Raw genomic sequence first — 19,720 nt, 5'->3', positions numbered from 1 at the left:
GACTCCTGTAGCTTCGGTACGGCCTTCGACAGCCTCCGAATCTACGGTCCGCCCCGTGCGCGTCCTACGTTTCACCACCCCAGGCGGAACGATCCAACCCGATCAATACATTGACCCCGAGATCCCACCCACCAGCCCACACTCATGCCCGGAGAGCCCTGTTCTCTCGCTCGGACGTACTGAGCATTCACGTCGTGCTCAGCAAGCGGACACGCGGACTGGTCGGCGAGCGTGAATTGCGCTCGATGAAGTCCACAGCGATTTTGGTCAACACGTCACGAGGGCCTGTGATAGACGAGACTGCCCTCTTGCGGGCTCTCAACGAGAAAACGATCGCGGGGGCGGCACTGGACGTCTTCGACCGCGAACCACTGCCCGCCGACCACCCTCTGCGCTCCGTGCACAACGCCGTGGTGACCCCGCACATCGGATACGTGAGCCGGGACCTGTACGAGGTCTTCTACCGCGATGCCGTCGAAGACATCGCAGCTTGGGCGGCAGGTTCTCCGCTTCGCCTGCTGACGTGAAGGGCGGTGCGCCCAAGCAGCGATCGCGAGCTGCCGCCGACCACTCCCCTGGGAGTCAGCTCTGGATGTCGGGGAGCACCTCCGGGGATCAGGGCGGATCCGGGGATCATGCCCCATGGCTCGAAGACGGATTGCCCACGTACACCAGCGCGGGCCCACAGCCAAGAACGGCGGGCCATGCCAACGGTCAGCACGAGCCTACAACGTGGATCGCCGGTACCGAGACTGACCGAGTGCGGACCCAGTGAGCCGTCGAGCCCCCTCCCATTCAGGGAGGGGGCTCGAGTGGTCTCACAGCGGCTAGCTCACCTCAGTGCGCGTGCCCACTCGCCGCAGGCGCCGGTGCCGCGCTCTTGACCGTCAGCGGCAGCAGCTTCTGTCCCGTCGGGCCGATCTGGATGCACGAAGTACGTTGATTGGTATGGGGAAACGAACCAGGACGCGAAGCGCGACAGACCAGAAGCAGTACGCCGTCGAGATCGAGTGGACGAAGGCCGACCTTGCGCTCTTAAAGGAGCTGAAGAAGGCAGAGGACCTGTTACCCGACGACGCTCCGCGGGCTCTGTTGTCCGTGCGCCTGTCCGTCCTCACGGACGATACGACGTCACCGGCCCGGCAAGAGCTTGATCTACGCATGCTCGCCAGAGAACGCGGCTATCGAGTCGTCGGCGTCGCAAGTGACCTCAACGTGTCGGCGACCAAGGTTCCCCCCTGGAAGCGCAAAGAGCTCGGGGACTGGCTCAACAACCGGGTGCCGGAGTTCGACGTACTGCTCTTCTGGAAGCTGGACCGTTTCGTACGGCGCCTTATTGAGCCTTTCTCGGTAACCGGCGGTCGCTGAGTGTGATCGCCTCCGGGTGTCTCGTGGTGCACTCCCAACTCCGGGCAGGCGTAAGGCCCCTGGTAGGAACGATCTTGCAACAGAAAGATCCGACCGAGGGGCCTCACGTGCCGACCAGTGTCACATACACCGCCGTGCTCGATGTCCGGCGCTCCACCGCCGAGCACCTGGCCCGGCTCCTGCGAAGCCATCGAACCGAGGTCGGCACCCGCCGCGGGCGCCGCGCCCTGGGCTGCTTCAAGCAGGCCGTGCTGATCCTGCGCTGGTTCATCGACGGCACCCGCCTGGCCCAACTCGCCCGCGACAACGCCCTGTCCACGTCCACCGCCTACCGATACCTGCACGAAGGGCTGACGGTCCTGGCGGCCGGGGCACCGGACCTGGCCACCGCGCTGGAACGGGCGAAGGCGGCCGGCCTGACCCATCTCAATCTGGACGGCACGGTCATCCGCACCGACCGTGTCGCGGCCCCGGGGCCCAACGGGGCAGACCTCTGGTGGTCCGGGAAGCACAAGCATCACGGCGGCAACGTGCAGGTCATCTCCGCCCCGGACGGCTGGCCGATCTGGGTCTCGCCGGTGCGGCCCGGCCGCGAGCACGACACTACCTGCGCCCGCCACCACGGGCTGCTCGATGCGCTGAACCGGCTCGCCGACCAACTGGGCACCCTCACCCTGGTCGACCTCGGCTACGAGAACGCCGGAGACGGCTTCCGTCACCCGGTCAAGAAGCCCGCGGGCGGTGAACTCACCGAAGCCCAGCAGACCTTCAACAAGGTCATCCGAGGTATCCACGGGATGTGCGAACGCGCGAACGCCCTGCTCAAGACCACCTTCAAGGCCCTGCGGCGGGTCAGCCTCGATCCCAGCCGCATCACCCAGATCGCCGCCGCAGCCCTCGTCCTACTCCAACTTGAATACGACCGCACCATCTGAACGTTCACACACAGGCATGATCGCTTACCGGGAAAGGTTCACTGACCTCAGCACCATGATCGACTGGTGTCTGAAGTACGGAAAGAACCTCGTCTCCAAGAACGACTCCATCGATCTGACCACGAGGGCCGGGAAGATCATGGTCACGATCATCGGCGGCATTGCCGAGATCGAGGCCGCCAACACGAGCACCCGCGTGGCGAGCCTGTGGGACTACACCAAGACACAGAGCGACTGGCTTGTGGGCAAGCCCGCATACGGTTACGAGACAGCGGAAGACGAGGGTGGCAGGGTCGTTCTCGTCATCAGCAAGAGCGCCTACAGGGCGCTGCACTGGTGCCGCAAGGCAGCCACGAGAGCACAGCCGGCATCCGCCCGACGCATGGCGAAGGTGCTCGTACGCTCCAAGCTCTGCGGACCGGGGCTGACAACGTCGACTCTCATCCGACGACTCAGAAATCCGGCGCTCATGGGGTACCGAGTAGAAGAGGACAAGAACGGCGGCGTACGGCGCTCGAAGATCGTTCTCGGTAGTGACGCCAAGCCCATCCGCGTAGCTGACGCCATCTTCACTGAGGACGAGTTCAACAGCCTTCGGCAGGCGCTGGACCAACGCCGACGGGACCAGCCGCCCCGTAACCCCGAGGGGGCAACCAAGTTCCTCGGAGTCCTGATCTGCCACGACTGCGGCACCAACATGAGGGTGAAGAAGACCACCTACAACGGCAGGGCGTACACGTATCTGCGGTGCAACGAGTGCAAGAGCGGGGGCCAAGGCGCGCCGAACCCGGACGGGATCTATCGCAGGCTCGTTGACGACGTCCTGAAGGTTCTGGGCGACGAGCCGGTGATGACCCGCGAGTACCGGCAGGGAGCCGACGCACGGAAGGAACAGAAGCGCCTCGAAGAGTCCGTCAGCTACTACATGACCGGACTTGAGCCGGGCGGCCGATTCACGAAGACGCGCTTCACCAAGGAGCAAGCCGAAAAGACGCTGGACGATCTCATCAAGCAACTGGACGCCATGGACCCTGACTCAACCAAAGATCGGTGGGTGGCGGTTCACAACGGTAAGTCGTTCCGTGCCCGCTGGGAGGAAGGCGGTATGGAGGCCATGGCCGCCGACCTGCACCGCATCGGCGTCAAATGCAAGATCAAGCGGACCAGGGTAGAGGGCGTGCGCGCGCCGCGCATCCACATGAAACTCTTGATCCCCCGGGACGTACGGAACCGCCTGATACTAAAGGAAGACGACTTCGCCGATGCCTTCTAGCTCGCGGCGGCCAGAGCGGGCAACCACCTAGCGTTTGCCTTCGCGTCGCTGGCCGGCTTGGAAGCGCTCGGCTTCGCGGGCTCGGCACTGTCCCCTCCAGCACTGCGCCCCGTCACCGCGAGCAGCACGCGAAGGCGCAGCTTTTCGACCGGTCACGGGCGCCCGTCTGACGATTCAAGATCATCGCGACGACGAGACGTAAGCGACGCGTTCGTCCTGTTGTCCTGTGGGGCGGTTCGGTCTGTGAGGCCCGGTCCTCACACGTCCAAGCTGTGCGGCCCGCACTCAGGTCTTGCGCCGGGTGATCCATCTTCCCCCAGTGTTCCCGGCAACCCTGCCGATGTAGAGGCCAAGACTGAGCTCGTCACGGTCGGGGGCAAGCCGTTCCTCCACAGCTTCCGCCTCGGTGGTGCGGCCCGCTCGGCGGTACGACGCTGAAAGATTGGCACGGGCGCGAAAGGTGTCGGCATGGTCCAGGCCGAGCAGTCGGTCGTGATCGGCGGCCACGTGCTCCCCGAGGGCGATGGCCTCCGCTACCCGGCCTGATTCGAGATAGGAGGCGGCAAGGTTCGTGCGGGCGTGGAGTGTCTGGGGGTGTACGGATCCGAGGACTCGCTGGTAGTCGGCGAGAATGTGCTCCCCGACGGCGACGGCCTCCTCCACCCGGCCTGATTCGAGATAGGAGGCGGCAAGATTGGCGCGGGCGGTGAGCGTCTGGGGGTGTACGGATCCGAGGACTCGCTGGTAGTCGGCGAGAATGTGCTCTTCGAGGGCGATGGCGTCTTGGGCGCGTCCGGCTCCGCGGAGGGAGACGGCGAGGTTCGTGCGGGAGGGAACCGGGGACCCCGTAACGCCCTGGACATCGAGCTGCAAGGGTACGACCGGTGGCACGTCGACATCACCAACCGTAGCGACGAGCCCATCCGAGACGTTCTGGTCCGCTTCGGCGATGCGTACAACGCGGGAGCAGCGGCGATCCTCGAAGCCGCTGAGATGCCTGAGAACGGCCGCCGCACTGTCCCAGTGCACATTGTGGGCGCCGGTCACACCGCGCGGTTTGAGTCCCCGTCATGGGGCTCCCAAATGACTGTCGACAACAACCGACCGGTCGTGACCTTCACTGACGCTGCCGGCAACCGTTGGGGCCTTGATGAACATGGTGAACTGTGCGAGACCCCCGGGCCATAAAAGTTCTTCGTCGGCGGAGGGAGTGGCGAGCCCTGACCTTCCGGGAGGCCTTCGGCTGCGCTGCTGGCAGGCAGGACGGGTGAAAGGAGCCGCCGAAGGAGCTTCGCTAAGCCTCGATCCACCGACCGATGCCTGTGGATGACGCTTGGGAAAATGAAGAAGTGCCTTGTGACCTGCGATGATGGGAGTTCTTCACGCTTCCAGCACGCACAATCAGCAAGGCACTTCCGAGATGCAAGTTTCCCATACGCCAGCGGCGGTCTCCGCTGCGTTCGATGACCCGAATCTGATCGCGTATGCCGGGCTGGTCCCGGTGATGCGGCTGGCCGAGCGGTGTGGTCTGCCGCGACTGGTGACGGAGAAGGTCAAGTTGACCGGGGTGACGAACGGCGCGGGTGCGGCGGCGGACGCGAAGGTCACCAGCATTGTGGCCGGGATGGTCGGGGGTGCGGACAGCATCGACGACCTCGACGTCCTGCGGCACGGTGCGATGCCGGCCATGTTCGGCGGCATTCGTGCCCCCTCCACGCTTGGCACTTTCCTGCGCGCGTTCACCCACGGCCATGCCCTCCAACTCCACGCCGTACACAGGAGGTTCCTGGGTGCGCTGGCCGCGCATACCCCGCTGCTGCCCGGGGCCGACCAGATGGCGTTCATCGATGTCGACTCCACCCACAAACGCGTCTACGGCCGCACCAAGCAAGGCGCCGAGTACGGCCGGTTCAAAGGCATCCGCACCCTGCACCCACTGCTGGCCACGATCTGCACTCCACAGTCCCGGCCGGTGATCGCCGGGGTGCGGATGCGCCGTGGCAAGGCAGCCGACTCCCGCGGCGCCCCGAAGTTCGTCAGTGAGGCCCTGGCTACCGCCGCGGAGGCCGGCTGCACCGGCCTGCGCGTCCTGCGGGCGGACTCCCAGTTCTACAACGCCGGGGTGATCGCCGCCTGCCGCCGGGCCGGCGCCCACTTCTCGATCACCGCCGGCATGAACCCCTCCATCAAGCGGGCCATCCTCGCCATCCCCGACCAGGCATGGCGGCAGATCACCTACCCGACCGCGGTGCCCGACCCCGAGACGGGGGAACTCATCTCGGACGCCGAAGTCGCCGAGATACCCGCCTACACCGCGTTCGCCAGCCGCAAGAAGACGGAGCGGGTCACCGCCCGGCTGATCGTGCGCCGGGTCCGCGACCTGGCCAAACCCGCGGTCGTGGGAGAGCAGGGGGAGCTCTTCCCCGCCTGGCGCTACCACCCGTTCTTCACCGACAACCCCGCCCCCACCCTCCAGGCCGAGCGGGAACACCGCCACCACGCCGTCATCGAGCAGGTCATCGCCGACAGCAAGAACTCCGCCCTGGCCCACCTGCCGTCCGCGCACTTCCACGCCAACGCCGCCTGGCTCACCCTGTGGGCCATGGCCTACAACCTCCTGCGGGCCACCGGCGCCCTGACCTCCGCCTTCCACGCCAAAGCCACCACCGCCACCCTCCGCGCCCACCTGATCCACGTCCCGGCCCGCCTCGCCCGCTCCGCCCGGCGCATCACCCTGCACCTCCCGCACAACTGGCGCTGGCAGCACGCCTGGACACACCTCTTCGACACCGTCCACGCCCCGCCCGAACCCGGCTGACAGTCCCTGCCCACCCCGCCCGCCAGGGCCCGACCGGAACCGAACCGTGGAAAAGCTGAGCAGACCAGCGGATACCACCTGCCCAGACACAGACACCGACCCGAAACCCGCTCAAAAACCGGTCAGAAGATCCATTCCAGGCCACGTCGGTGGATCAAGGCTAAGGTCGGTCGCGGCTTTGGCAGGGAACTGCCTCAAGAACATGTCCCGTAACACCAATGAGCCCCCTCCCAAGCAGGGAAGGGGCTCAACCGGTCACACAGCCACCCGTAGGCCTCGAACCGGCCCTCAGATCCACTCCACCTCGGAGACGATCTGAGCGCTAGCGCCAGGCAGGAGCAACGGCGTCCGGGACGGGGCCGATGGAGCCGGTGGGCGGGAACAGGGAACGCCGACCGCAGCCAGTACGGCAGCCACCTCGTCCTCGCTCGCCCCCGCCAACGCCTCAATCACCCGATCGAGTGCCTGGCCCACGTCAGTGCGCGTGACCACTCGAAGCCAGCGTCGGACCTGCGTTCTTGACCGTCAGAGGAAGCAACTTCTTGCCGATCGGGCCGATTTGTATCCGGGTGTCCATCTGCGGGCACAGCCCCACCCAAAGCGCCCTCAAGCCGACCGCTGAGACAAAGTCAGCCTGCGTCGACGCCGATCGATGTCCATGACGGTTACTGAAACCTCGTCGCCGACCTGCACGACGTCCTCCGGTGCGGCCACGGGCGCCGGACCAAGCTCGGCCAACGGGACGAGACCTTCAACCCCGTCCGCCACTTGGACGAAGACACCGAACGGGACCAGCTTGGTCACCCGCCCACGCAGTGTCCGGCCCACCGCGACGCCGTCGGCGAACACCAGAAAGGGGTCTGGCTGTGTCGCCCGCAGAGACAGCCGGGCTTCACCGTTCCACGTGTCGAACTGCAAGAACTCGCACAACACTCGCTGTCCGATCTCAACGACCTCGGACGCCGCCTCGAGACGACTCCAGGACAGCTCGGGATACGTGATGAAGCCGACGCCTGGATAGACCGGATGATCAGGGCCCTCGTCCAGCGCCACGAACACGCCGAACGACTCGATCGCCGCCACCGTGCCGGTCAGGATCTCGCCCAGACGACGCCGCTTGAGAAACGCCCAGAGTTCCGGGTTCTCGGTGGCCGCCATCGACAGCAGTGCCCGGCCCGCATCCAGATCCACGCCGACCACCTCGGCGGTGATCCTCTGGCCGACGACAGCGACCTCGGCAAAACCCCGACGCCAGGAGCCGTCCAATCCCCCCACCAGCCCGAGGGGATGAGCGGCGAAACCGTCCAGGATCACCGACAACCCGGACCGAGTGACCGACGCGACTGTCCCGCGGCAGAGATCACCGACCTGGATCGCCGCAAGAAACTTCCTGACGGCCTCATCGGCCGACGCCTCCCCCATGCCGCCCAGGCTCTCACGAGGAGCTCACCAAACCCACTCCCCCTCACCCACTCCCCCTCGAACTGAATGCCCGCGCTGCTCCCAGGCGCCGGCAAGATGGCGTACTCGGAAGATCCCGCCGCCAGACAGCAACAAGCCCCTCCCGACACGGGAGGGGCTCACCCGACTGCGCAGGCGCCGTAAGTTTGGAACCACTCCTCAGACCCACTCCACCTCGGAGACGATCTGTGGGGCGTCTCCCGGACCCGGCAGAGGTGTCCGGAACACCACCGACGGCGCTGGCAAGCGAGGACGGGAAGCACCGACCGTGGCCAACATTGTCGCCACCTCGTCCTCGCTCACCCCCGCCAGCGCCTCAATCACTCGATCGAGTGCCTCGCTCACGTCAGTGCGTGTGCCCACTCGAAGCGGGCACCTGACCAGCGTTCTTGACCGTCAGCGGCAGCAACTTCTTGCCGGTCGGGCCTACTTGTACCCATGTATCCATCTGCGGACACACCCCGCAGTCGAAGCACGGTGTCCAGCGGCAGTCCTCGACCTCCGTCTCGTCGAGGGCGTCCTGCCAGTCCTCCCAGAGCCAGTCCTTGTCGAGACCTGAGTCCAGGTGGTCCCAGGGCAGGACCTCCTCGTAAGTGCGCTCCCGGGTGGTGTACCAGTCGACGTCGACGCCGAAGTCCGCCAGCGCCTTGTCCGCGCAGCTCATCCAGCGGTCGTAGGAGAAGTGTTCGCGCCAGCCGTCGAAGCGGCCGCCGTCGTCGTAGACCGCGCGGATGACCGCGCCGATCCGGCGGTCGCCGCGGGAGAGCAGGCCCTCGACGATGCCGGGCTTGCCGTCGTGGTAGCGGAAGCCGATCGAGCGGCCGTACTTCTTGTCGCCGCGGATCTTGTCGCGGAGCTTCTCCAGACGGACGTCCGTCTCCTCCGCGGAGAGCTGCGGGGCCCACTGGAAGGGGGTGTGGGGCTTGGGGACGAAGCCGCCGATCGAGACCGTGCAGCGGATGTCGTTCGAGCCGGAGACCTCGCGGCCCTTCTGGATCACGTGCATGGCCATGTCGGCGATCTGGAGGACGTCGTCGTCCGTCTCGGTCGGCAGGCCGCACATGAAGTACAGCTTCACCTGGCGCCAACCGTTGCCGTAGGCGGTGGCGACCGTCCGGATCAGGTCATCTTCCGAGACCATCTTGTTGATGACCTTGCGGATGCGTTCCGAGCCGCCCTCGGGGGCGAAGGTGAGGCCCGAGCGCCGGCCGTTGCGGGTCAGTTCGTTCGCCAGGTCGATGTTGAAGGCGTCCACGCGGGTGGACGGGAGGGAGAGGCCGATCTTGTCTTCCTCGTAGCGGTCCGCCAGACCCCTGGCGATGTCGCCGATCTCCGAGTGGTCGGCCGACGACAGCGACAGCAGGCCCACCTCCTCGAAGCCCGTCGCCTTCAGGCCCTTGTCCACCATCTCGCCGATGCCCGTGATGGAGCGCTCGCGCACCGGGCGGGTGATCATGCCCGCCTGGCAGAAGCGGCAGCCGCGGGTGCAGCCGCGGAAGATCTCGACGGACATGCGCTCGTGGACGGTCTCCGCCAGCGGGACGAGGGGCTGCTTGGGGTAGGGCCACTCGTCCAGGTCCATGACGGTGTGCTTGGACACACGCCACGGGACACCCGACTTGTTGGGGACGACGCGGGCGATACGGCCGTCGGAGAGGTACTCCACGTCGTAGAAGGCCGGGACGTAGACCCCGCCGGTCCTGGCCAGGCGGAAGAGGAGTTCCTCGCGGCCGCCGGGGCGGCCCTCCTCCTTCCAGGCGCGGATGATCTTCGTGACCTCCAGGACCGCCTGCTCGCCGTCGCCGATCACGGCGCAGTCGATGAAGTCGGCGATGGGCTCGGGGTTGAAGGCCGCGTGGCCGCCCGCCATCACGATCGGGTCGTCCAGGGTGCGGTCCTTGGACTCCAGCGGGATGCCCGCGAGGTCCAGGGCCGTGAGCATGTTCGTGTAGCCGAGTTCGGTGGAGAAGGACAGGCCCAGTACGTCGAAGGCCTTCACCGGGCGGTGGCTGTCCACCGTGAACTGCGGGACGCCGTGCTCCCGCATCAGCTCCTCCAGGTCCGGCCACACGCTGTAGGTGCGCTCGGCGAGGACGCCCTCCTGCTCGTTCAGGACCTCGTAGAGGATCATGACGCCCTGGTTGGGCAGACCGACCTCGTAGGCGTCGGGGTACATGAGGGCCCAGCGCACGTCACAGGCCTCCCACGGCTTGACCGTGGAGTTGAGCTCTCCGCCGACGTACTGGATCGGCTTCTGCACATGCGGAAGCAGGGCTTCGAGCTGCGGGAACACCGACTTGGCGGCTTCGGCAGACATCTCGCGACTTTCGTGAGCTGGACGGTACGGACAGGGGTGACCATCAAGCCTAACGCGATCGCGCCGCCTCTTCGGACGCCCGGACGGCTCAGGCGGCCGCGGGCGCTCGCCCCCGGGCGCCCGGCGCGCTCGGGCACGCGCTCCCAGCGTCCCGGTCCGCTCAGAGGCGCGCGCCGTCCTCCGCCGTCTGCCAGGCCTCGGGCAGTGCCGCCTCCGCGGCCGCCGCGCGCTGCTCCTCGCGCCCGTACAGAACGCCGTAGGTGAAGGTGCTCTCCCCCGCCGCGTGCGCCAGGGCGGACAGTTCCAGCAGGGTCTGCCTGGCCATCACGCTGTCCTGGTGGTCGCCGAGCATGGTCTGCAGGGACTTCATCGACTTGACCAGGACCTCGGCGGGCTTGCCGAGCGCGGGCGCGGCGGCCTCGGCGGCGTACCGGGTGCGCTTGGCCTTCTTGCGGGCCTCGTGGATGGCCACGTCGCGGTCGGGGCCCGGCGGCAGGTCCAGGGCCTCGTCGACCAGGACGGCGACCTTGCCGAAGTCCTTGCGCACGGCTTTGGCGATCACCTTCGACGGATCCCCGGCGGCCGCTTCGAGCAGGGGCGGGTCGGCGATCAGGGCGTCCAGGGCGTTCAGCAGCCGCAGGTAGCGGTCGCCGTCCAGGACGGAGATCAGCCGCTTCCGGGAGCCGCCGCGCCGGGCCTCCGACCAGGTGCGCAGGCGGCCCTGGACCGGGCCGGAGACCAGGGAACGGGGCAGCCCGGACAGTGCGGTCGTCAGGTGCTCGGTGAGGACTTCCCGGTCGCGGTCGATGCCCAGTTCGCCGGCGAGCCACTTCAGGTCGTCGGCGATCGGGTCGGTGATGCCGCGGTCCAGGACCTTGCCGAACGAGCGGAACGTACTGCGGAGCCGGCGGGTGGCCACGCGCATGGAGTGGACGGAGTCGAAGACGTCGCGGCGGACCGCGGGGTCCATTTCGAGGATCGTGTCGCGCTGGACGCGGGCGTAGGCGAGTACGTGGTCGCCCGCGGTGGCCGGCGGCTCGGGTTCGGCGGCGGGTCCGGTGCCGTCCCCGGTCTCCTCCAGTGCCCTGGCCAGTTTGGACGGGGCGGAGGAGCGGTTCACGCCGGCCTTGCGGAGCTTTTTGTCGACCTTGTCGAGGAAGGCGGGGTCACCGTCGTCCGCGAGCTCGACTTCGATCTCGGTCCATTCGGCGGTGCCCTTGTCCCCGGTGAGGCGCTCGGCGCGGACGCGGTCGAGGCTGACCTCGGCGAGCAGGGTGCCGTCGGCGTCGACCAGGTGGCGGATGTTCCGGGCGGAGCGCAGGCGGACGAGGGGGACGAGGGCGGCGTCGCGGACGCGGGAGCGGACGAGGCCGGAGAGGTAGGCGGGGACGGTGTCGGAGAGCGGGGCGTGCACCTCGTCGCGGACGCCCTCGGCGACCGGCAGCTTGAGGTGCCAGCCGGCGTCGCTGCCGCCCGTGCGGCGGCGCAGGGTCAAGGAGGCGCCGGCCAGCCTTTCGTCGGCCGTGTCGTAGTAGGTGGCGTCGAGTTCGGCGACACCCTTGTCGACGACGGCCGAGACGCCGCCGATGCTGGTCAGATCCGGCAGTTCGTCCCCGGCCCCAACCTCGTACTTCCGCTCGATTTCCCGCTTTGTGTCCGCCATGCACTGAATCTAGTACCGCCGGGGCCGAAGGGGCAGAGCCCGCGGCCCCCGTCTCGAACCGTGCCTCTCCATCAGCGCTTCTCGGACACACGCCGTGCCGTCGGGGGCCGCGGGCACCCTCTCCGCGCTCTAAGCCGACAGTGGCCGCTGCACGCGGATGGACTGCAGCAGGCCTACCGCTATCCAGACCGCGAACATCGACGAGCCGCCGTAGGAGACGAACGGCAGCGGCAGTCCGGCGACCGGCATGATGCCGAGGGTCATGCCGATGTTCTCGAAGGACTGGAAGGCGAACCAGGCGATGATGCCGGCGGAGACGATCGTGCCGTAGAGCTCGGTCGTCTCGCGGGCGATCCGGCAGGCCCGCCACATGACGATGCCGAGCAGTACGATGATCAGTCCGGCGCCCAGGAAGCCCAGTTCCTCGCCCGCGACCGTGAAGACGAAGTCGGTCTGCTGTTCGGGCACGAACTGGCCCGTCGTCTGTGAGCCGTGGAAGAGGCCGGCTCCGGTGAGCCCGCCGGAGCCGATGGCGATGCGCGCCTGGTTGGTGTTGTAGCCGACGCCCGCGGGGTCCAGGTCGGGGTTGGCGAAGGCGGCGAAGCGGTTGATCTGGTACTCGTCCAGGATGTGCAGTTGCCATACGGCGATGGCGCCCAGGGCGCCCGCGCCGATGAGGCCGAATACCCAGCGGTTCGAGGCGCCGGAGGCGAGCAGCACGCCCAGCACGATGATCACCATGACCATGACCGAGCCCAGGTCGGGCATGAGCATGATGATCAGCATCGGCACGCTGGCCAGGCCGAGGGCCTGGGCCACTGTCCGGTGGTCCGGGTAGGCCTTGTCGCCCGCGTCGACTCTGGCGGCCAGCAGCATCGCCATGCCCAGGATGATGGTGATCTTCACGAACTCGGAGGGCTGGAGGGAGAAACCGCCGCCGAGCACGATCCAGGCGTGGGCGCCGTTGACCGTCGCACCGAGGGGGGTGAGCACCATGAGGATCAGGAGCACCGAGATGCCGTACAGGATCGGCACGGCGGTGCGCAGGGTGCGGTGACCGAGCCACACCGTGCCGATCATCAGGACGAGTCCGATGCCGGTGTTCATCAGATGCCGGATCAGGAAGTAGTAGGGGTCGCCCTGGTTGATCTCGGTGCGGTTGCGGGTCGCCGAGTAGACGAGGATCGTGCCGATCAGGGACAGCGCCATGGCCGACATCAGTATGGGCCAGTCGAGGCGGCGGGCCAGGCTGTCGCGGGCGAAGATCCGGGTCCAGCCGGCCCTCTCGGGTCCGTACCCGGAGACGGAGAAGTTGTTCGCTCCGGTCACGTCAGGATCCTTCGCCTCTTCTTAGGGCGGGCCGTGCCCCTGCGGGTGGTGCGGTTGCTCGCGGTCGGTGAGGGGACGGTGGCCGACGGGGTGTCGGTGGGCGTTCCCCCCTGCTGGTCCTGTCCGCTCGCCTGGTCCGCTTTCGGGTCGTACTTCTCGATCTTCGGCGCCACGATCGACCCGTCGGGCTGGATCTTGGGCAGGTCCTTCTGCGGGGTGTACAGCAGGGCCTTCTTCTTGTCGATCGAGCCGTCCTTCTGGACGCCGTACAGGGCGTCGTAGATGTTGTGGACGGCTTCACCGGAGGCGCCGGAACCCGTACCGGCCTGAGCGATCGTCATGATGACCGCGTAGTCGCTGGAGTAGGTCGCCAGCCAGGACGTCGTCTGCTTGCCGTAGACCTCGGCGGTACCGGTCTTGGCGTGCAGCGGGATCTTGTCCTGAGGCCAGCCGCCGAACTTCCAGGCGGCGGTACCGCGGGTGACGACACCCGCGAGGGCCTCGTTCATGACGTCCCGTGTCTTCCCGTCGATCGGCAGCCTGCCGTGCGACTTCGGCTTGATCTCGGTCACGGTCTTGCCGTCGGGGCTGACGATCGCCTTGCCGATGGTCGGGTTCCACATCGTGCCGCCGTTGGAGATCGCCGAGTAGATGACGGCCTCCTGGACCGGGGTCAGAAGCGTGTCGCCCTGGCCGATGGAGTAGTTGATCGAGTCACCCTCGCGCATCTTGTTGCCTTCGAGGCAGTTCTCGTACGCGATCTTCTGGACGTAGTCGCCGTCCTTCTTGCCGGTCTTGCACCAGGCGTCCTTGTTGGCCTCCCAGTACTTCTGCTTCCACTGGCGGTCGGGGACGCGGCCGGAGACCTCGTTGGGCAGGTCGATGCCGGTGGGCTTGCCGAGGCCGAACTGGTGGGCGGCCTTGTAGAAGTAGTCCTTGGGCTGGCCCTTCTTGGGGTTGATGCCGCCGTCCTTCTTCCACTCGTTGTCGGCGAGGCCGTAGAAGACGGTGTCGCAGGAGACCTCGAGGGCGCGGCCGAGCGAGATGGGGCCGAAGTTCTCGCCCTCGAAGTTCTTGAAGACCTGGCTGCCGACCGAGTACGAGCTGGTGCACGGGTAGTTGCCGTCGAAGGGGTAGCCGGCCTCGATGGCGGCGGCCGTGGAGACCACCTTGAAGGTCGAGCCGGGTGCCGACTGCCCCTGGATGGCCCGGTTGAGCAGCGGGTAGTCGGAGTTCTTGCCGGTGAGCTGCTTGTAGTCCTTGGCGGAGATGCCGCCGACCCAGACGTTCGGGTCGTAGGTCGGGGCGGATGCCATGGCGACGATGCGGCCGGTCTTGGCCTCCATCACGACGACGGCGCCGGAGTCGGCCTTGTACTTCTCGCCGGTGACCTTGTCGAACTGGGTGCGGGCGATCTTCATCGCGTTGTCCAGCTCGTACTCGGCAACTCGCTGGACCCGGGCGTCGATGCTGGTGATGAGGTTGGAACCGGCGTCGGCGGCGTCGCTCTTGGCCTTCCCGATGACGCGGCCCAGGTTGTCCACCTCGTAGCGGGTGACGCCGGCCTTGCCGCGCAGCGCCTTGTCGTACTGGCGCTCGAGACCGGAGCGGCCGACCATGTCGGAGCGCAGATAGGGCGAGTCGGTGTCCTTGGTCTGCTGGATCTCTCCGTCGGTGACGGGCGAGAGGTAGCCGAGGACCTGGGCGGTGTTGGCCTCGCCCGGACTCGGGTAGCGGCGCAGGGCCTCGGGGTCGGCGGTGATGCCGGGGAAGTCCTCGGAGCGCTCGCGGATCTGCAGGGCCTGCTTGGGGGTGGCCTCGTCCGTGATGGGGATCGGCTGGTACGGCGAGCCGTTCCAGCAGGGCTGCGGCGTCGAGGAGTCACAGAGGCGGACCTTGTCCATGACCTCCTGGGGCTTCATGCCGAGGACCCCGGCCAGCTTGGTGAGGACCCCCTTGCCGTCGTCCTTCATCTTGAGCAGGTCGGTGCGCGAGGCGGAGACCACGAGCCGCGCCTCGTTGTCGGCGATCGGGACACCGCGCGCGTCCAGGATGTCGCCGCGTACGGCGGGCTGGACGACCTGCTGGACGTGGTTGCCGGAGGCCTCCCTGGCGTACTCGGCGCCGCTGCGGATCTGGAGGAACCACAGCCGGCCGCCGAGGGTGCCGAGGAGGGAGAGAACGAGGATCTGGATGACGACGAGCCGGATCTGGACGCGCGGGGTCCGGCCGGTCTCGGGGATGTTAGTCATGGGCGAGGCCCATTTCGTCGAAGGTGGTGGTGGGGGTCGGGCGGACGTCGGTCACTGCTGCCGCCCCCTCTCCGTGCACGTACACGTCATACGAGTACACGGCCAACCTGTGCGACCAGGCGGCCGTCCAGCCGGTCCTCACAGCCTCTTGACCCCCTTGATGCGTCCCGCGCGGGACACCCGGGCCTTGGCCGCCTTGACCCGCAGTCCTCCGCGCTGGCTGCCGATGCGCAACCCGGTGCCGGAGGACAGCCAGCCGGAGGCGACGTCCGACGCCTTGGTGGAGCTGGACTCGGCGAGCGGGTCGTTCTCGGCGCGGCGGGCCAGGGCCATGATCCCGGGCACGACGAACGGCGCGAGCAGCAGGTCGTACGCCGCGGCCGTGAACAGCAGGCTGGCGAGGCCCACATGGCGGGCGGCGGTGTCACCGACCAGGGCGCCCACGCCCGCGTACAGCAGGGTGGAGCCGATCGCGGCGGCGACCACCACGGCCATCGGGGCTGTCGCCGACTTCAGCCGGCCGTTGTCGGGCCGGGCGAGTCCGGCGAGGTAGCCGATGACGCAGAGCACGAGGGCGTAGCGGCCCGCGGCGTGATCGGCGGGCGGGGCGAGGTCGGAGAGCAGGCCCACGCCGAAGCCGATGAGGCAGCCGCCGACGTGGCCGTAGACCAGCGCGAGGGCGACGACGGTCAGCAGCACGAGGTCGGGCACGGCGCCCGGCAGGTGCAGACGGGCGAGGACGCACACCTGGATGACCAGGGCGACGATCACCAGAGTGGTGGAGAGCAGCATCCGGTTGAGGCGCATCTGGTTCAGCTCCTAAGGCGTCTGCTGCAGGCCGGTGGCCGGGGCCGAGGGCGTGACGGTGGCCGGGGCGGAGGGCGTGACGGAGACCGTCACGGTCGGCGTTGGCGTCGGCTTGGGCTTCGGGGGCAGAACGGTGTCCCGCGGGTCCTTCTTGGGCGTCTGGACGACGACACCGACGACGTCGAGCTTGCTGAAGGACGCGAAGGGCGTCACGTAGACCGTGCGGGTCAGATCACCGCCGGAGGGGTCGACCCGGGAGACCACGCCGACCGGGACACCGGGCACGAACGGTCTGTCGGCCTGCGAGCCGAAGGTGACCAGACGGTCGCCCTTCTTCACGTCGGCCTTGCCGTTGAGCAGCTGGACGCGCAGCGGACGGTCGCCCTGTCCGGAGGCGAAACCGAGCTCGTCGCTGCTCTCCATGCGCGTACCGACCGTGAAGTCCGGGTCGTTGGCCAGCAGCACGGTCGAGGTGTCGGGGCCGACCGTGGTGACGCGGCCGACCAGCCCGTCACCGTTGAGCACGGTCATGTCGCGCCTGATGCCGTCGTTCGCGCCGACGTCGATGGTGACGGTCCAGGAGAAGCCCTGGGCCGCTCCTATGGCGATGACCTCGGCGCCCTTGATCCCGTACTGTCCCTCACCCGCCATCCGGATCATCTTGTCGAGCTGCTTGAGGCGGCTGCGGTTGCGGTCGTCGCTGCCCAGCTTCGCTTTCAACAAGGCGTTGGAACGCTCCAGTTGAGCGATGCGATCGTGGCGGCTGCCGGAGTCACGTACGGCCGCGATCGCGTTGCCCACGGGGTCGACGGCGGTCGACACCCCGTTCTCGATCGGGCCGAAGACCGTGGCAGCGGCCTGACGGGCACCTTCGATCGGCGAGTCCTGGCCGCCGCGGATGTCCACCGTGATCAGAGCGAACGCGATGGCGATCAGCAGCAGCAGAAGCAGCCGGCTCTCTCGTGTGTCCCTCACGTGCGGCGGCCGTGCCTTCCTCGTCGGATTGTGTAGGGCGGGCCCCGGGAGCGCGGTGCCCAGTGGGAACGTGGGCGGAACCCGGGGACGGTATGGGGGAGTTTATGCCTCTATATCAACGATCCGCCGCACGAGAGGCGAACGTCTCGTACGGCGGAATCGACGCGTCGCGTCATCTGCGGGGCTGGGCGTCCAGCACCTGCTGGAGTGCCTCGAACTCCTCGACGCACTTGCCGGAGCCCAGCGCCACGCTGTCCAGCGGGTCCTCGGCGATGTGGATCGGCATGCCGGTCTCCCGGCGCAGCCGCTCATCGAGCCCGCGCAGCAGGGCACCGCCGCCGGTGAGCACGATCCCTCGGTCCATGACGTCGCCGGACAGCTCCGGCGGGCACTTGTCGAGGGTCGTCTTCACGGCGTCCACGATCGCGTTGACCGGTTCCTCGATCGCCTTGCGGACCTCGGCCGCCGAGATGACCACGGTCTTGGGCAGCCCGGAGACCAGGTCCCGGCCGCGGATCTCGGTGTGCTCGTCGGCGTCGAGTTCGTACGCCGAACCGATCGTGATCTTGATCTGCTCGGCCGTCCGCTCACCGAGGAGGAGCGAGTACTCCTTCTTGATGTGCTGGATGATCGCGTTGTCCAGCTCGTCACCCGCGACGCGGATGGACTGGGCGGTGACGATGCCGCCGAGCGAGATGACCGCGACCTCCGTGGTGCCGCCGCCGATGTCCACCACCATGTTGCCCGTGGCCTCGTGGACCGGCAGGCCGGAGCCGATGGCGGCCGCCATGGGCTCCTCGATGATGTGCACCTGGCGGGCGCCGGCCTGGGAGGACGCCTCGATGACGGCACGGCGCTCAACGCCCGTGATGCCCGACGGCACACAGACGACGACCCGCGGGCGAGCCAGATACCGCCGCTTGTGGATCTTCAGGATGAAGTAGCGGAGCATCCGCTCGGTGATCTCGAAGTCGGCGATCACACCGTCCTTGAGCGGGCGCACCGCGACGATGTTGCCCGGGGTCCGGCCGATCATCTTCTTCGCTTCCGCGCCGACCGCGAGGATGCCACCGGTGTTGGTGTTGATCGCGACGACGGACGGTTCGTTGAGTACGATCCCACGACCCCTGACGTACACCAGCGTGTTGGCGGTCCCGAGGTCGACAGCCATGTCACGGCCGATGAACGACATTGAGTTCCCCATCAGGATTCGTCTGGCCTTCCCAAGTTTGAGCGTTTCACGGCTTTTGCTGGGGCGGCGAAGTGGGTGCTGTGACGTGAAGGCTTACATCGTAGTCTCGCCTGCACGAAACACTGCGCGAGGGTCTTCGCCATTGTCAGCAGATGACGCGTCGCCTCGCCCCAGGAGACGGGCGTTCGGGGGTAGCCGTTCCCCCGAACGGGGCGCATATGCCAGGCGTTGGCGGGGTTTTGACGGCTGAATTTTTCAGCCGCCCCGTTCCGGCATCCGGGTGACGTGACAAACCCTCAGAAATATTCACAAGACGCGTTCAGAAGTTCATCGCCCGTACGCTCAGAAGCGGCCGGGGAAGAAGATCTTCAGCTCGCGTTCGGCGGACTCCTCCGAGTCGGAGGCGTGGATCAGGTTCTCGCGGACGATGACACCGAAGTCACCGCGGATGGAGCCGGGAGCGGCGGCGATCGGGTCGGTGGGCCCGGCGAGCACGCGCAGCCCCTCGATGACCCGCTCGCCCTCGACGACGAGCGCGACGACCGGGCCGGACGCCATGAACTCCACCAGCGGCTCGTAGAACGGCTTGCCCTTGTGCTCGCCGTAGTGCAGCTCCAGGGTCTCCTGGTCCAGAGTGCGCAGTTCCAGCGCGCTGATGGTCCAGCCGGCCTTGCGCTCGATACGGCCGATGATCTCGCCGATCAGCCCGCGACGGACGGCGTCGGGCTTCAGGAGGACGAGGGTGCGCGAGGTCACGAGAGGACTCCTTTATCGGTGGTGCGGGAGGATGAGGCTACAGGGCGGTGCTGGCAGGTTTTCACACAGCGTCAGGCGCACTCCATGAGGGGCCGGGGGCCGCACGACCGGCCGTCCACGAGCCGCGGTGGCGTACTGGCCGAGGCACCACGGTGCGGCCGTACAGAGCCGGCGGCGGGGTCCCGTGACGGGCTCCCCGGGCGCCGGACGCCGCACCACTAGGCCGGGCTGTTCTCGCTGCTCTGGACGGCCGCGAAGCGGGCCTTCGCCTCGTCGATCTTCCGGCCGTAGTGGACCGACGCCCACCACAGCGCCGCGAAGATCGCGCCCAGCAGGAACATGGTCGGGACCACGAACCCGGAGGCGATCAGCGCGATCTGCAGCGCCCAGCCCAGCAGGACGCCGCCGGGACGGGTGATCACGCCGCACAGCACGACGCTGAGCGCCATGGCGATGCCGCTGACGGTCCAGACCGTGCCGGTGGACAGGTTCGGGTCCTTCATCGCGACCAGAGCGGCAAAACCGATGACGAAGAACTCGCCGATCAGGGTCGAAGAACAAAGTGTGCGCACGG

Annotated in this window: 16 protein-coding genes and 1 pseudogene; 5 read left to right on the top strand and 12 right to left on the bottom strand. The window is 67.6% G+C overall.

The genetic code is table 11. From position 1 onward, the window contains the following. Nucleotides 1-110: 110 nt before the first annotated feature. The 4 genes and pseudogenes from ACQEXA_RS36540 (at nucleotide 111) to ACQEXA_RS36525 (ending at nucleotide 3,576) form a co-directional block, all read left to right on the top strand. Nucleotides 111-527, top strand: a complete 417-nt coding sequence (locus tag ACQEXA_RS36540; RefSeq protein WP_433132192.1) for an NAD(P)-dependent oxidoreductase — start codon at nucleotides 111-113, stop codon at nucleotides 525-527. A gap of 421 nt (nucleotides 528-948) precedes the next feature. Beyond that, nucleotides 949-1,335 (top strand): annotated as a pseudogene (locus tag ACQEXA_RS36535) (recombinase family protein); the annotation flags it as partial. 140 nt (nucleotides 1,336-1,475) lie between these two features. Then, nucleotides 1,476-2,303 (top strand): HARBI1 family protein, encoded by an 828-nt coding sequence (locus tag ACQEXA_RS36530; RefSeq protein WP_432922256.1) that lies wholly within the window; start codon nucleotides 1,476-1,478, stop codon nucleotides 2,301-2,303. Continuing rightward, nucleotides 2,281-3,576, top strand: coding sequence for a recombinase family protein (locus ACQEXA_RS36525; protein WP_433132190.1), 1,296 nt, complete (start codon nucleotides 2,281-2,283; stop codon nucleotides 3,574-3,576). The genes ACQEXA_RS36530 and ACQEXA_RS36525 overlap by 23 nt, the downstream gene beginning before the upstream one ends. A gap of 285 nt (nucleotides 3,577-3,861) precedes the next feature. On the opposite strand, the gene ACQEXA_RS36520 is transcribed toward ACQEXA_RS36525, so the two are convergent. Beyond that, nucleotides 3,862-4,623, bottom strand: coding sequence for a tetratricopeptide repeat protein (locus ACQEXA_RS36520; protein WP_432927680.1), 762 nt, complete (start codon nucleotides 4,621-4,623; stop codon nucleotides 3,862-3,864). A gap of 373 nt (nucleotides 4,624-4,996) precedes the next feature. Here ACQEXA_RS36520 and ACQEXA_RS36515 point away from each other — a divergent pair, with 373 nt between their 5' ends. Beyond that, entirely contained in the window at nucleotides 4,997-6,394 is a 1,398-nt protein-coding gene (locus tag ACQEXA_RS36515; RefSeq protein WP_433132188.1) for an IS1380 family transposase, read from the top strand. Between the two features lie 606 nt (nucleotides 6,395-7,000). Here the strand turns inward: ACQEXA_RS36515 and ACQEXA_RS36510 are convergent. The 11 genes from ACQEXA_RS36510 to ACQEXA_RS36460 all read right to left on the bottom strand — a co-directional run bounded on the left by ACQEXA_RS36510 (nucleotide 7,001) and on the right by ACQEXA_RS36460 (nucleotide 19,718). Continuing rightward, the gene (locus ACQEXA_RS36510; RefSeq protein WP_432927684.1) at nucleotides 7,001-7,816 is read right to left on the bottom strand and encodes a S1 RNA-binding domain-containing protein; all 816 of its coding nucleotides are present in this window, start codon (nucleotides 7,814-7,816) and stop codon (nucleotides 7,001-7,003) included. 385 nt (nucleotides 7,817-8,201) lie between these two features. Next, entirely contained in the window at nucleotides 8,202-10,172 is a 1,971-nt protein-coding gene (locus ACQEXA_RS36505) for a TIGR03960 family B12-binding radical SAM protein (RefSeq protein ID WP_432927686.1), read from the bottom strand. A gap of 160 nt (nucleotides 10,173-10,332) precedes the next feature. Next, entirely contained in the window at nucleotides 10,333-11,835 is a 1,503-nt protein-coding gene (locus tag ACQEXA_RS36500) for a CHAD domain-containing protein (RefSeq protein WP_432927688.1), read from the bottom strand. A 129-nt stretch (nucleotides 11,836-11,964) separates the two neighbouring features. Then, complete coding sequence (gene rodA, locus ACQEXA_RS36495; protein WP_432927690.1) at nucleotides 11,965-13,164, bottom strand: rod shape-determining protein RodA; 1,200 nt, start codon at nucleotides 13,162-13,164, stop codon at nucleotides 11,965-11,967. Then, nucleotides 13,161-15,416, bottom strand: coding sequence for a penicillin-binding protein 2 (gene mrdA / locus ACQEXA_RS36490; RefSeq protein WP_432927692.1), 2,256 nt, complete (start codon nucleotides 15,414-15,416; stop codon nucleotides 13,161-13,163). The genes rodA and mrdA overlap by 4 nt, the downstream gene beginning before the upstream one ends. After that, a complete protein-coding gene (locus ACQEXA_RS36485) occupies nucleotides 15,409-15,558 on the bottom strand; it encodes a hypothetical protein (RefSeq protein WP_433132186.1) in 150 nt (49 codons plus the stop codon). The genes mrdA and ACQEXA_RS36485 overlap by 8 nt, the downstream gene beginning before the upstream one ends. After that, nucleotides 15,555-16,223 carry a rod shape-determining protein MreD gene (gene mreD / locus ACQEXA_RS36480; protein ID WP_432927694.1) on the bottom strand — a complete coding sequence of 223 codons (669 nt, stop codon included), beginning with the start codon at nucleotides 16,221-16,223 and terminating at the stop codon, nucleotides 15,555-15,557. The genes ACQEXA_RS36485 and mreD overlap by 4 nt, the downstream gene beginning before the upstream one ends. Nucleotides 16,224-16,235: 12 nt before the next feature. After that, nucleotides 16,236-17,198: a rod shape-determining protein MreC gene (gene mreC / locus ACQEXA_RS36475; protein WP_433132184.1), complete on the bottom strand. Its 963-nt coding sequence runs from the start codon at nucleotides 17,196-17,198 to the stop codon at nucleotides 16,236-16,238. A 172-nt stretch (nucleotides 17,199-17,370) separates the two neighbouring features. Next, on the bottom strand, nucleotides 17,371-18,390 hold the full coding sequence (locus ACQEXA_RS36470) for a rod shape-determining protein (RefSeq protein WP_359390825.1): 1,020 nt from the start codon (nucleotides 18,388-18,390) through the stop codon (nucleotides 17,371-17,373). 342 nt (nucleotides 18,391-18,732) lie between these two features. Then, the gene (gene ndk, locus ACQEXA_RS36465) at nucleotides 18,733-19,146 is read right to left on the bottom strand and encodes a nucleoside-diphosphate kinase (protein WP_432927698.1); all 414 of its coding nucleotides are present in this window, start codon (nucleotides 19,144-19,146) and stop codon (nucleotides 18,733-18,735) included. Between the two features lie 218 nt (nucleotides 19,147-19,364). Next, nucleotides 19,365-19,718, bottom strand: coding sequence for a DUF4233 domain-containing protein (locus ACQEXA_RS36460; protein ID WP_432927700.1), 354 nt, complete (start codon nucleotides 19,716-19,718; stop codon nucleotides 19,365-19,367). Between the last annotated feature and the right edge of the window lie 2 nt (nucleotides 19,719-19,720).

The sequence above is a fragment of the Streptomyces sp. CA-106110 genome (assembly GCF_050936285.1).
Lineage (GTDB): Bacteria > Actinomycetota > Actinomycetes > Streptomycetales > Streptomycetaceae > Streptomyces.
Note: the sequence above shows the minus strand (reverse complement) of the source record. Positions and strands in the feature narration are given on the sequence as shown.